General features: G+C 39.8%; 15 protein-coding genes and 2 other annotated features (1 of these 17 running past the window's edge). All 15 genes read left to right on the top strand.

Features of this window, described 5'->3' with window-relative positions; all coding sequences use genetic code 11:
• Window positions 1-22 (top strand) — a binding site (T-box leader); it begins 204 nt to the left of the window's first position.
• 68 nt (window positions 23-90) lie between these two features.
• The 15 genes from cysE to rpoB all read left to right on the top strand — a co-directional run bounded on the left by cysE (window position 91) and on the right by rpoB (window position 12,839).
• A complete protein-coding gene (gene cysE / locus AC6CHJ_RS13775; protein ID WP_147197426.1) occupies window positions 91-732 on the top strand; it encodes a serine O-acetyltransferase in 642 nt (213 codons plus the stop codon).
• A gap of 6 nt (window positions 733-738) precedes the next feature.
• The gene (cysS, locus tag AC6CHJ_RS13770) at window positions 739-2,139 is read left to right on the top strand and encodes a cysteine--tRNA ligase (RefSeq protein ID WP_147197424.1); all 1,401 of its coding nucleotides are present in this window, start codon (window positions 739-741) and stop codon (window positions 2,137-2,139) included.
• Window positions 2,140-2,144: 5 nt separating this feature from the next.
• On the top strand, window positions 2,145-2,570 hold the full coding sequence (locus AC6CHJ_RS13765) for a Mini-ribonuclease 3 (protein WP_269465571.1): 426 nt from the start codon (window positions 2,145-2,147) through the stop codon (window positions 2,568-2,570).
• The gene (gene rlmB / locus AC6CHJ_RS13760) at window positions 2,567-3,313 is read left to right on the top strand and encodes a 23S rRNA (guanosine(2251)-2'-O)-methyltransferase RlmB (RefSeq protein WP_498289008.1); all 747 of its coding nucleotides are present in this window, start codon (window positions 2,567-2,569) and stop codon (window positions 3,311-3,313) included. Before AC6CHJ_RS13765 ends, rlmB begins: the two co-directional genes overlap by 4 nt.
• A gap of 9 nt (window positions 3,314-3,322) precedes the next feature.
• Window positions 3,323-3,841, top strand: a complete 519-nt coding sequence (locus AC6CHJ_RS13755; protein WP_066790963.1) for an NYN domain-containing protein — start codon at window positions 3,323-3,325, stop codon at window positions 3,839-3,841.
• A 58-nt stretch (window positions 3,842-3,899) separates the two neighbouring features.
• A complete protein-coding gene (gene sigH, locus AC6CHJ_RS13750; protein WP_066790960.1) occupies window positions 3,900-4,547 on the top strand; it encodes an RNA polymerase sporulation sigma factor SigH in 648 nt (215 codons plus the stop codon).
• An 87-nt stretch (window positions 4,548-4,634) separates the two neighbouring features.
• The gene (gene rpmG / locus AC6CHJ_RS13745; protein WP_084246973.1) at window positions 4,635-4,781 is read left to right on the top strand and encodes a 50S ribosomal protein L33; all 147 of its coding nucleotides are present in this window, start codon (window positions 4,635-4,637) and stop codon (window positions 4,779-4,781) included.
• A gap of 42 nt (window positions 4,782-4,823) precedes the next feature.
• Window positions 4,824-5,009: a preprotein translocase subunit SecE gene (gene secE, locus AC6CHJ_RS13740; protein ID WP_066790958.1), complete on the top strand. Its 186-nt coding sequence runs from the start codon at window positions 4,824-4,826 to the stop codon at window positions 5,007-5,009.
• Between the two features lie 100 nt (window positions 5,010-5,109).
• Complete coding sequence (gene nusG, locus AC6CHJ_RS13735; RefSeq protein ID WP_066790956.1) at window positions 5,110-5,643, top strand: transcription termination/antitermination protein NusG; 534 nt, start codon at window positions 5,110-5,112, stop codon at window positions 5,641-5,643.
• A 179-nt stretch (window positions 5,644-5,822) separates the two neighbouring features.
• Complete coding sequence (gene rplK / locus AC6CHJ_RS13730) at window positions 5,823-6,248, top strand: 50S ribosomal protein L11 (protein ID WP_066790954.1); 426 nt, start codon at window positions 5,823-5,825, stop codon at window positions 6,246-6,248.
• A 126-nt stretch (window positions 6,249-6,374) separates the two neighbouring features.
• Complete coding sequence (gene rplA / locus AC6CHJ_RS13725) at window positions 6,375-7,076, top strand: 50S ribosomal protein L1 (protein ID WP_066790953.1); 702 nt, start codon at window positions 6,375-6,377, stop codon at window positions 7,074-7,076.
• A 49-nt stretch (window positions 7,077-7,125) separates the two neighbouring features.
• Window positions 7,126-7,269 (top strand) — a sequence feature (ribosomal protein L10 leader region).
• Window positions 7,270-7,301: 32 nt separating this feature from the next.
• Window positions 7,302-7,802 carry a 50S ribosomal protein L10 gene (gene rplJ / locus AC6CHJ_RS13720; RefSeq protein ID WP_066790951.1) on the top strand — a complete coding sequence of 167 codons (501 nt, stop codon included), beginning with the start codon at window positions 7,302-7,304 and terminating at the stop codon, window positions 7,800-7,802.
• Between the two features lie 71 nt (window positions 7,803-7,873).
• Window positions 7,874-8,233, top strand: a complete 360-nt coding sequence (gene rplL / locus AC6CHJ_RS13715; RefSeq protein WP_066790948.1) for a 50S ribosomal protein L7/L12 — start codon at window positions 7,874-7,876, stop codon at window positions 8,231-8,233.
• 214 nt (window positions 8,234-8,447) lie between these two features.
• The gene (locus tag AC6CHJ_RS13710; RefSeq protein WP_147197422.1) at window positions 8,448-9,047 is read left to right on the top strand and encodes a class I SAM-dependent methyltransferase; all 600 of its coding nucleotides are present in this window, start codon (window positions 8,448-8,450) and stop codon (window positions 9,045-9,047) included.
• Window positions 9,048-9,284: 237 nt separating this feature from the next.
• Window positions 9,285-12,839: a DNA-directed RNA polymerase subunit beta gene (gene rpoB, locus AC6CHJ_RS13705; protein ID WP_066790946.1), complete on the top strand. Its 3,555-nt coding sequence runs from the start codon at window positions 9,285-9,287 to the stop codon at window positions 12,837-12,839.
• The last annotated feature ends 52 nt before the right edge of the window (window positions 12,840-12,891 follow it).

Genomic DNA, 12,891 nt, shown 5'->3' with positions numbered 1-12,891 from the left:
GCGCATAGTAGGCGTCTCTGTCTTTCATTAGACAGGGGCGTCTTTTTTGTTGAATCCAAATGTCTTAGATATTTGTGGGGGAGGATTTACATGTTTAAGAATATGAAAGAAGACATTCAAACGATTTTTGATAATGACCCGGCAGCGCGAAGCACAATGGAAGTGGTATTAACCTATGCAGGCTTGCATGCTATATGGTCTCACCGTATTGCCCACGCTTTTTATAAACGCAAATTTTATTTTTTAGCAAGAGCGATTTCTCAGATTAGCCGTTTCTTTACAGGGATTGAAATTCACCCAGGGGCAAAAATTGGCCGGCGTTTCTTCATCGACCATGGTATGGGGGTAGTCATTGGTGAAACCTGCGAGATTGGCAATGATGTGACGATCTATCAAGGCGTGACATTGGGTGGTACAGGGAAAGAAAAAGGTAAACGGCACCCAACACTTCATGACAACGTACTAGTGGCCACAGGAGCAAAGGTATTAGGTTCGATTACAATTGGAGAGAATAGTAAAATCGGGGCAGGATCCGTTGTATTAAAAGAGGTTCCACCAAATGCCACTGTTGTAGGGATTCCAGGCAAAGTAGTCATCCAGGATGGCGTCCGTGTCAACCATAAACAAAAATTAGATCATCAAAACATACCAGATCCAGTAGAAGAACGATTAATGAAAATAGAAGAAAAAATAACCGCTTTAGAACAAGAAGAAAACAAAAAGGAGAGATAGTATTTTATGGGAATCCAAATTTTTAACACGTTAACAAGAGAAAAAGAATTATTTGTCCCTCTTGAAGAAGGAAAGGTTAAGATGTATGTATGCGGTCCAACCGTTTATAACTATATTCACATCGGAAATTCACGTCCTGTCATCGTATACGATACAGTGCGCCGTTATTTAACATATCGCGGATATGATGTGACATATGTTTCTAACTTTACTGATGTGGACGATAAAATTATCAAAGCAGCCAACGAATTAGGGGAAGAAGTGCCTGAGCTAACAGAACGTTTCATAAACGCTTATTTTGAGGATATCACTGCATTGGGCTGCCAAAAGGCGGATGCACATCCACGTGTAACTGAACATATGGATGAAATTATCGATTTTATTAAGGTGTTGGTTGATAAAGGCTATGCCTATGAATCACAGGGAGATGTTTATTACAGAACTCGTAAGTTCGAAGGGTACGGCAAATTATCACACCAGTCAGTAGATGATTTAAAAGTAGGCGCTCGCATTGAAGCGGGTGAGAAAAAAGAAGATGCTTTGGATTTTGCTTTATGGAAAGCAGCGAAGCCGGGAGAGATCTCATGGGAAAGTCCATGGGGCAAAGGACGTCCAGGATGGCATATTGAATGCTCAGTAATGGTGCACAATCATTTTGGTGATACAATCGACATCCATGCAGGTGGTCAGGATCTAACCTTCCCACACCATGAAAATGAAATTGCCCAATCTGAAGCATACAGTGGCAAAACATTCGCGAGATATTGGATGCACAATGGCTATATCAATATTGACAACGAAAAAATGTCAAAATCACTAGGGAATTTTATCTTAGTGCATGATATTATTCAGCAAATTGATCCACAAGTTTTAAGATTCTTTATGCTATCGGTACACTATCGTCATCCAATTAACTTTGCTCAAGATTTAGTGGAAGCAGCAGCTGCTGGCTTAGAACGTATACGCACTTCTTATACGAATTTAAAACACCGGTTGCAAGTATCTGCGAACCTAGAAGATGCCGATACATCGTACTTGGATGAAATCAAAAAGCAACGCCTGGATTTTGAAACAGCTATGGACGATGATTTCAATACTGCTAATGCTATTGCTGCCTTATTCAGCTTATCAACTGAAGCGAATAAGTACTTGAATCAAGAAAATACTAATAAAGAAGTATTATCTGCTTTTATTGATACGCTATCTGAACTTTCACATGTATTAGGCCTTGAGCTCGAGGTGAAAGAGGAATTAGTAGATGATGAAATTGATGCTCTGATTGAAGAAAGACAACAAGCACGTAAAGATCGTGATTTTAAACGTGCTGATGAGATACGTGATCAATTGAAAGAAATGAATATTATTTTAGAAGATACACGCCAAGGTGTTCGATGGAAACGAGGTTAATAAAAGTGAAAGAACTGCGCACGGCGGATGTAAAACAACTGAACGCGCTAGCTTTAGCTTATATGGGAGACGCCGTTTTAGAGATTGCCATCCGTGAACACTTGCTACAAACTGGGCGAGTAAAGCCAAATGTTTTACACAGGGAAGCGACGCATTATGTTTCTGCTAAAGCACAAGCGATGGTCATTCGCCAAATGATGGATGAAGCATTTTTTACAGAAGAAGAAATGGCTGTATTAAAAAGGGGACGCAACGCCAAGTCTGGCTCCGTCCCCAAAAATACAGATGTACAAACGTATCATTATAGTTCCGCTTTTGAAGCGGTTCTTGGTTTTTTATATTTAACGAAACAGCAAGAAAGACAAGAACAAGTTATTCAATATGCCATACAATTAGTCGAAAATAAGAGAGAAGAGGTGGCGAAAAAGTGACTGAACAAACAAAAGAAATGATTGCCGGGAAAAATCCGGTTTTAGAAGCTCTTCGTTCAACGAGAGACATCAATAAAATATGGATTGCAGAAGGCGTTAAAAAAAGCGGCATCAATGAATTGATAAATATGGCAAAAGAACGAGGAATTATCGTACAGTTTGTTCCAAAAAAGAAGATTGATCAACTATCTTCCGAAAACCATCAGGGAATTGTGGCATCTGTTGCAGCATACAATTACGCAGAGCTTGATGATTTATTCCAATTGGCAAAAGAACGCCAAGAAGATCCGTTCTTTATTATTTTAGACGAACTTGAGGATCCTCATAATTTGGGCTCTATTATGCGGACGGCAGATGCGATAGGAGCACATGGCATCATTATTCCAAAGCGCCGGTCGGTAAGTTTGACAGCTGTAGTTGCTAAAGCATCTACAGGGGCCATTGAATACATCCCTACTGTTCGCGTCAACAATTTAGCACAAACGGTAGAAGAGTTAAAAGAACGCGGTGTATGGATTGCAGGGACAGATGCCAAAGGTTCTGTTGATTATCGCAAAATGGATGCCACTCTTCCTCTAGCTGTCATTATCGGCAGTGAAGGAAAAGGAATGAGTCGTATCTTAAAAGAAAAATGCGATTTCCTTTACCACTTGCCGATGGTGGGTCATGTTACCTCTTTGAATGCTTCGGTAGCTGCTTCTCTTTTGATGTACGAGGTATACCGCAAGCGCCATGAGATTTAGGTGACATGAATGAATATACTCTTAGTTGATGGTTATAACATTATCGGTGCGTGGAAAGAGCTTCAACGTTTAAAAGAACATAAGCTTGTAGACGCAAGAGATCGACTGATAGAGTTAATGGCAGACTATCAAGCCTATTCTGGGATGCGAGTCATCGTCGTTTTTGATGCATACCTTGTACCAGGCATTGCCACAAAGTTGAAACAAAGTGATGTGGAAGTGATCTATACAAGGGCAAAGGAAACGGCGGATGATCGCATTGAAAAACTCACGGCAGAGCTGACTTCCAAACGCAATAAGATTTATGTGGCAACGTCTGATATGGCGGAGCAAAGCGTCGCATTTGGTAATGGCGCATTGCGAAAGTCAGCGCGTGAGTTTGAAATTGAGCTGCAGGAAGTCCAAATGCAAATAACGCATAAAGTAAAAAAAATCCAAACACAAAAGCCTAGTTCTAAAATCCCTTTATCAGCAGAAGTATTAGAAAAATTCGAACAAATGCGAAGAGGAAATAAATTGAGTGATTGACTGATAATTTCCACCTCCGTTATACTTGTTCTAAATAGCCATCTGGTGAGGTGATACTTTGGTAACAAGCGATCATTTGCAAGAGAAGCATATACGTCTTGAAGATTGTTCGGATGAGCAATTAGTCGAGATGGCATGCAATGCCGATTCAAACGCATTAGATTTTTTAATCAGCAAGTATAAACCTTTAGTGCGTTTAAAAGTAAAGTCCTATTTTTTAATTGGTGCTGATAAAGAAGATATTGTGCAAGAAGGAATGATTGGGCTTTATAAGGCAGTAAGAGATTTTAATGGCGAGAGAATCACATCATTTAAGGCGTTTGCAGAACTCTGTGTCAGACGCCAAATCATTACAGCAATTAAAGCAGCTACACGCCAAAAGCATATACCACTGAACTCTTATGTTTCGCTGGATAAACCTGTTTTTGAAGAAGAATCATCAGCAAAAACGCTTATGGATATGCTTTCAGGAGCAACAATTGATGATCCGGAAAAACTTATTATCCATCAAGAAGAGTTTAATAGCTTAGAAGAAAAGATTGGACAGGTATTAAGTGACTTAGAACGCCAAGTATTAACTCTATATTTAGAAGGCAGATCATATCAAGAGATTTCCGCGAGTTTGGACCGGCATGTGAAATCGATTGATAATGCTTTGCAGCGAATTAAACGCAAACTCGAACGCCATTTGGAAGTAGAAGTATAGTTTTGAGTGATTAAAAGGTTAGTTGACAGTATTTGTGATAGGTGATAGGCTTCTCTAAAGGGATTAAAGTGTAAAAAGGTGAGGACTATGGGGCAGAAAGTAGCATTAAGCTGCGAAAAATGCGGTTCTAGAAATTATCATTTACCCGCAACTAAGAATCATTCTATACGAATGGAGCTTAAGAAATATTGTTCAAATTGTAATGAGCATACATTACATAAGCAAACGAAATAATACGATTTAGTAGATAGACGATTATATTCGGAGGTTTGGTGAATGGGCAAGATAGGTGGATTTTTTAGCGGCGTTCTATCGGAAATGCGAAAGACAAGTTGGCCAAAACGCAAAGAATTAACAAAGTATACAATCATCATCGTGACAACTTTGCTATTTATGGCTGCCTTTTTTATGGTAGTTGACTTAGGTATTTCTAAATTATTGCGCTGGTACTTAGAATTGTGATTTAATAAGATTAATATGTTCGAATTAGCCCGTATATGAAACGGGTTTTTTCATTTGCCTTTTAGAAAAGGAGGGAAGGGCGGCAATCGCCCTATCTATTATGGAGAAAAATTGGTATGTTGTTCATACTTACTCAGGTTATGAAAATAAAGTCAAAGCAAACCTTGAAAAACGTGTTGAAACAATGGGGATGCAAGACAAAATCTTCCGTGTTGTAATTCCAGAAGAACAAGAAACAGAAGTAAAAGATGGCCGCAAAAAAACGTATATGCGCAAAACTTTCCCTGGCTATGTATTAGTAGAATTGATCATGACAGACGATGCTTGGTATGTTGTACGAAATACGCCAGGCGTTACTGGCTTTATCGGTTCATCAGGCGGTGGTGTAAAACCAACTCCACTATTGCCGGAAGAAGTAGAAGCTATTCTTAAACAAATGGGTGAAACTGAAGGTAAAGTGGATCTAGACTTCAACGTAGGAGACTTAGTAGAAGTTTTAGAAGGACCATTTGCCCACTTCCAAGGTATTGTAGGCGAAATCCTTAGCGACAAAGAAAAAATTAGCGTAACCATCGATATGTTTGGTCGCGAAACAAAAATGGAGCTAGATTTTGACCAAGTTCTAAAAGTTTAATCTCTAGGGACTTGCCTTGTATTTTAAAAAGTGTTATCATTTCAAAGGTCATACTATAGGAATTATCCATACGTAGTAGGCATCAGTAATTTTAATGTTATCGGATTAAGCCGACAGACAAATATTGAGTGGGAGGGGCAACCCTATTACCACATCACGGACTTAAGGAGGTGTGTCTCGTGGCTAAAAAAGTTATTAAAGTTGTAAAACTTCAAATCCCAGCTGGTAAAGCAAACCCAGCACCACCGGTAGGTCCTGCATTGGGTCAAGCAGGTGTTAACATCATGGGATTCTGTAAAGAATTCAATGCTCGTACTGCAGATCAAGCAGGATTAATCATCCCAGTTGAGATTTCTGTATTTGAAGACCGTTCATTCACTTTCATTACAAAAACTCCACCGGCAGCAGTATTACTTAAAGTAGCGGCTGGTATTCAATCAGGCTCTGGTGAACCAAACCGCAACAAAGTTGCTACTGTGAAACGTGATAAAGTACGCGAAATCGCGGAAACTAAAATGCCTGACCTAAACGCAGCATCAGTAGAAGCTGCTATGTCAATGGTTGAAGGTACTGCACGTAGCATGGGTATTGTAATCGAAGACTAATCCCATTACTTGATAAAGTATTGTTTTTGAGGTTGCGATTGTTTCTTATAGTCATATTTGAAACACGCAGCCTTTATTCGTGGGAGGTTTAATCCGTTACAACCACAATCAAGGAGGAAATTTAAAATGGCTAAAAAAGGTAAAAAAATGCAAGAAGCAGTTAAACTTGTAAATCGTGATCAACTTTACACAATTGCAGAAGCAACTGAACTTGCTAAAAAAACAAGCACTGTTAACTTTGACGCAACAGTTGAAGTGGCATTTAACTTAAATATCGATACTCGTAAAAACGACCAACAAATCCGTGGCGCAGTTGTGCTTCCAAACGGTACTGGTAAAACTCAACGTGTATTAGTTTTCGCTAAAGGCGAAAAAATCAAAGAAGCAGAAGCAGCTGGTGCTGACTATGTTGGCGATGCTGAATATATCCAAAAAATCCAACAAGGCTGGTTCGACTTCGATGTAATCGTTGCAACTCCAGACATGATGGGTGAAGTAGGTAAACTTGGTCGTGTATTAGGACCTAAAGGCTTAATGCCAAACCCTAAAACTGGCACAGTTACATTCGACGTAACAAAAGCAGTTAACGAAATTAAAGCTGGTAAAGTAGAATACCGTGCTGACAAAGCTGGTATCGTACATGCGCCAATCGGTAAAGTATCATTCGATGCTGACAAACTAGCTGAAAACTTCTCAACACTTGTTGATGTAATCGTTAAAGCAAAACCTGCAGCAGCAAAAGGTACTTACATCAAGTCTCTTCATGTAACTACTACAATGGGACCATCTATCAAAGTTGATCCATTAACAGCAACTGCAGTAAAATAGTATTTTTTCATTGACAAACTATTGATCGTTTGCTATGATGAATAACGTTGTGATTTATCCATTTGTACCGTAGACCGTAGGGGCCTAGTGCTTAATGATCCTACCGAGGGCAAAGGAACTCAGACTCTTGTTTTAAAGATGATGAAATTCCGCCTCTTGTCTACTGATGGCAAGAGGCTTTTCTTTTGTCGGTATAAATGACTCATTCTTATAGGAGGTGTCAATATGAACAAAGCAGTTGAAATGAAACAAGCTGTTGTTCAAGAAATCGCTGACAAGTTTAAAAATGCAGCATCAGTTGTAGTAGTTGACTACCGCGGACTTTCAGTAGCTCAAGTTACTGAACTACGTAAACAACTACGTGAAGCTGGTGTAGAATTTAAAGTATACAAAAATACTTTAGTTCGCCGTGCTACTGTAGAAGCTGGCCACGAAGATCTAAATGAAGTTCTTACAGGCCCGAACGCAATCGCATTCTCTAATGAAGATGTTGTTGCGCCTGCACGTATCATTAATAACTTCGCGAAAGAAAACGAACAATTAGAAATCAAAGCTGGCCTTATTGAAGGTGCTTACGCTGACGTTGCAGAAGTTAAAGCATTGGCAGAACTTCCATCACGCGAAGGTTTACTATCTATGCTACTTTCTGTTCTTCAAGCTCCAGTACGCAACTTCGCTCTTGCAACAAAAGCTGTTGCAGAACAAAAAGAAGAGCAAGGCGCTTAATTTTAAGTGCAGCTTAAATGCACTTGCATAAAACAAAAAAACTAATACATTCCACATAGGAGGAAAATATAATGAATAAAGAGCAAATCTTAGAAGCAATCAAAGCTATGACAGTTCTTGAATTAAATGATTTAGTAAAAGCAATCGAAGAAGAATTCGGTGTTACTGCAGCTGCTCCTGTAGCAGTTGCTGGTGGCGGCGCTGCAGCTGCAGAAGAAAAAACAGAATTTGATGTTGTTTTAGCTTCTGCTGGCGATCAAAAAATTAAAGTAATCAAAGTGGTTCGTGAAATCACTGGTTTAGGTCTTAAAGAAGCTAAAGAAGTAGTTGATAACGCTCCTAAAGCTCTTAAAGAAGGCGCTTCTAAAGAAGAAGCTGAAGAAATCAAAGCTAAACTTGAAGAAGTTGGCGCATCTGTAGAAGTAAAATAATTTCTACTGATTGATTGTAAAAGCTCGTCAATTTGGCGGGCTTTTTCTTTATCTCAAATTAATGGGCATAAAGTTTTTGTGCCGACTTTTAATAGAGTATAAGTTTGGAGCATTTACCCGTGAAATTACTGATTAGAACAGCAATCAGCAGATAGAAGAACAGCTCCGTTTGTTAGAAGTTTTACGTTATCATTACATGATGGGGGTATTTTTCTTGTCAGAACATTATTATTCCAAAAATCCTCAAGTAGAAAGCAAGCCTTCTAAATGGCAATACACACTACGAGGTTTTTTATTTACTTTTGAAACAGATGCTGGAGTTTTTAGTAAAAGCGAAGTAGATTTTGGTTCCCGTGTATTAATTGATTGTTTTGTTATGCCGGATGTTGAAGGGCATGTTTTAGATGTAGGGTGTGGTTATGGCCCGATTGGATTGTCGATTGCAAAAAGTTATCCTGACCGAATCGTTGAAATGATGGATGTAAATGAGCGGGCAGTTAATTTAGCAAAAAAGAACGCTGAATTGAACGGGGTTCAAAATGTGCAAATTTATGAAAGTGATGCACTTTCATCTGTTCCGAACGGAAAAATCGCTGCTGTTTTGACGAATCCCCCTATACGAGCTGGTAAGAATACTATTTTTAGATTCTATGATGAGGCGTATGATAAGTTGGCGGATTCAGGCGAGTTGTGGGTAGTGATACAAAAAAAGCAAGGAGCTCCATCAACTTTTGATTATTTGGAATTAAAATTCTCAAAAGTGGAGATAGTAGAGAAGAAAAAAGGTTATTGGATTATCAAAGCGAGGAAATAAAAACTTATAGATTGACTTGACAAATGCGCTATGATATTATAATAAAATGCAAAAATATTAATTTGAAGGCGTTTGCCCTTTGGCTGAAAAGTGAATAGCAAGAGCTTTCAAATTTGAATTTGGTTAATCGGAAATGAGCTCATATTTGAACTTATTTTCTTTTTTGTCTTTCGTTATCATACAACATTTATATGGTTTCTGAAAGACCTATTATCGCTTTATTGAGGGGTGAATGAGTTGACAGGTCAACTAGTTCAGTACGGACAACACCGAAAGCGTAGAAGCTTCGCGCGTATTAAAGAGGTGCTAGAACTTCCGAATCTTATTGAGATTCAAACTGCATCTAACGAGTGGTTCCTTGAAGAAGGATTACGTGAAATGTTTCATGATATTTCACCAATTGAAGACTTCACAGGGAATTTATCACTAGAATTCGTCGACTATAGTCTCGGAGAACCGAAATATGATGTCGACGAGTGTAAACAACGTGACGTAACTTATGCAGCTCCATTACGAGTTAAAGTGCGTCTACTCAACAAAGAAACAGAAGAAGTAAAAGAACAAGAAGTATTCATGGGTGACTTCCCGCTTATGACGGATACAGGTACTTTTGTAATTAATGGTGCTGAACGCGTCATTGTTTCCCAATTAGTACGATCACCAAGTGTTTACTATCACGATAAAACAGATAAAAACGGTAAAAAAGGCTTTGGTGCAACAGTTATTCCAAACCGTGGCGCTTGGCTTGAATACGAAACAGATGCAAAGGACATTGTATACGTCCGCATAGACCGTACGCGTAAATTACCGATTACGGTATTGCTTCGCGCGCTAGGGTTTGCATCTGATCAAGAGATTATCGATTTGATCGGTGACAATGAGTTTTTACGCAATACGTTGGAAAAGGACAATACAGACAGCACAGAAAAAGCATTGCTTGAAATCTATGAGCGTCTTCGTCCAGGTGAACCACCAACAGTAGAAAGCGCAAAAAATCTGTTGTATTCTCGTTTCTTCGACCCAAAACGCTATGACTTAGCGAATGTTGGTCGCTATAAAATGAATAAAAAGCTTCATATCAAAAATCGTCTTTTCAACCAAACGATCGCTCAAACATTAGCAGATCCTGAAACAGGCGAGATATTAGTTGAAGCGGGTACATTAATCGACCGTCGCGTTTTAGATCGCCTTATCCCTTATTTAGAAAATGGTGTAGGCTTTAAAACCGTATCAAAAGTAGGCGGTGTCCTTGAAGGCGATATCCAAATTCAAGAGATTAAGATCTATGCACCAAATGACGAATCACAAAAAGAAATTAAAGTGATCAGCAACGCATATATCGATGAAGAAGTTAAACATCTTACTCCTGCTGATGTAGTAGCATCTGTTTCTTACTTCTTTAACTTGCTATATGGTGTAGGTGATACAGATGATATTGACCATTTGGGTAACCGTCGTTTGCGTTCTGTAGGCGAATTGTTGCAAAATCAATTCCGTATTGGTCTTTCCCGTATGGAACGAGTGGTGCGCGAGCGTATGTCAATTAACGACACTGCTTCTCTAGTGCCACAACAATTGATCAATATCCGCCCAGTTATTGCGGCGATTAAAGAGTTCTTCGGAAGCTCTCAATTGTCACAATTCATGGACCAAACAAATCCATTAGCTGAGCTTACGCATAAACGCCGTCTATCCGCTTTAGGACCTGGTGGTTTAACGCGTGAACGTGCTGGCATGGAAGTGCGTGATGTTCACTATTCTCACTATGGCCGTATGTGTCCGATTGAGACACCTGAGGGTCCAAACATTGGTTTGATTAACTCACTATCTAGTTATGCGAAAGTAAACAAATTCGGATTTATCGAAACACCTTACCGTCGCGTAGACCCTGAAACAGGTCGTTTAACAAGCCACATCGACTATTTAACTGCCGATGAAGAAGATAACTATGTTGTAGCACAAGCAAACTCTCCATTAAATCCAGATGGTTCGTTTGTTGAGGAAGAAGTTGTTGGCCGTTTCCGCGGTGATAACTCTGTGTTTAAACGTGATACAGTCGATTACATGGACGTCTCACCAAAACAAGTAGTATCAGCTGCAACAGCTTGTATCCCATTCTTAGAAAACGATGACTCTAACCGTGCCCTAATGGGTGCGAACATGCAACGCCAAGCTGTTCCTCTTTTAAATCCTGAAGCTCCATTCGTTGGAACAGGTATGGAACACGTAGATGCTAGAGACTCAGGCGCAGCAGTAGTTGCGAAATATCCTGGTATTGTCGAGCATGTTGAAGCACGTACTATTCATGTGCGTCGCATTGAAGAAATCGACGGTAAAGAAGTTAAAGGCGATTTAACAAAATATAAATTACAAAAATTCACTCGTTCTAACCACGGAACAAGTATCAACCAACGCCCGTTGGTAAAAGTCGGTGACCGTGTTCAACCTCGTGATATCTTAGCAGATGGTCCATCTATGGAAAATGGTGAGCTAGCACTAGGACGAAATGTTGTGGTTGCATTCATGACATGGAACGGTTACAACTATGAAGATGCTGTTATCATGAACGAACGTTTAGTGAAAAATGATGTGTATACATCTGTACACATTGAAGAGTACGAATCAGAAGCTCGTGATACAAAGCTCGGACCTGAAGAAATCACTCGCGATATTCCGAATGTCGGTGAAGAGGCATTGCGCAATCTTGACGAACGAGGAATTATCCGTATTGGTGCGGAAGTAAATGATGGCGATATCTTAGTAGGTAAAGTTACTCCTAAAGGTGTAACAGAACTAACTGCAGAAGAACGCCTATTACACGCAATCTTCGGTGAAAAAGCGCGTGAAGTACGTGATACTTCTCTTAAAGTGCCACACGGAGCAGGCGGTATTGTACTAGATGTCAAAGTCTTCAATCGTGAAGATGGCGATGAACTATCTCCAGGTGTTAACCAAATGGTTCGTGTCTATATTGTCCAAAAACGTAAAATCCGCGTTGGGGATAAAATGGCCGGTCGTCATGGTAACAAAGGGGTTATCTCTCGCATCTTGCCTGAAGAAGATATGCCATACTTGCCAGACGGCACTCCAGTAGATATCATGTTAAATCCATTAGGCGTACCTTCTCGTATGAATATTGGACAGGTATTGGAGATTCACCTAGGCATGGCAGCTCGCTATTTAGGCGTGTACATGGCTACACCGGTATTTGATGGTGCTTCAGACGAAGATGTTTGGAGAACAATGGAAGAAGCCGGCATGAACCGTGACGGTAAAACTGTTTTATATGATGGACGTACAGGCGAACCATTCGATAACCGCGTTTCAGTTGGGGTTATGTACATGATCAAACTGGCTCACATGGTTGACGATAAATTACACGCTCGTTCAACAGGCCCTTACTCACTTGTTACGCAACAACCACTTGGCGGTAAAGCACAGTTCGGTGGTCAACGTTTCGGTGAGATGGAAGTATGGGCGCTTGAAGCGTATGGCGCTGCTTATACTCTTCAAGAAATCTTAACAGTTAAATCCGATGACGTTGTGGGCCGTGTGAAAACATACGAAGCCATCGTTAAAGGAGAAAGCGTTCCTGAAGCAGGCGTTCCGGAATCTTTCAAAGTATTAATTAAAGAGCTTCAGTCTTTAGGTTTAGACGTAAAAATGTTGACTATCGATGATGAAGAAATCGAATTGCGTGATACTGAAGATGATGATGATCTTCAACCAAACGATTCATTCAATATTGCTTCGACTACAGAAGAAGAAGCATCAGTAGGATCAGCAGAATAAAAATATTTATAACTACAGGATACTGGACAGGACCGTTTGCGGGCTTGTCCTT

The organism is Rummeliibacillus sp. GQ308, from assembly GCF_059759115.1.
This window is presented reverse-complemented; position numbering and strand designations above follow the sequence as displayed.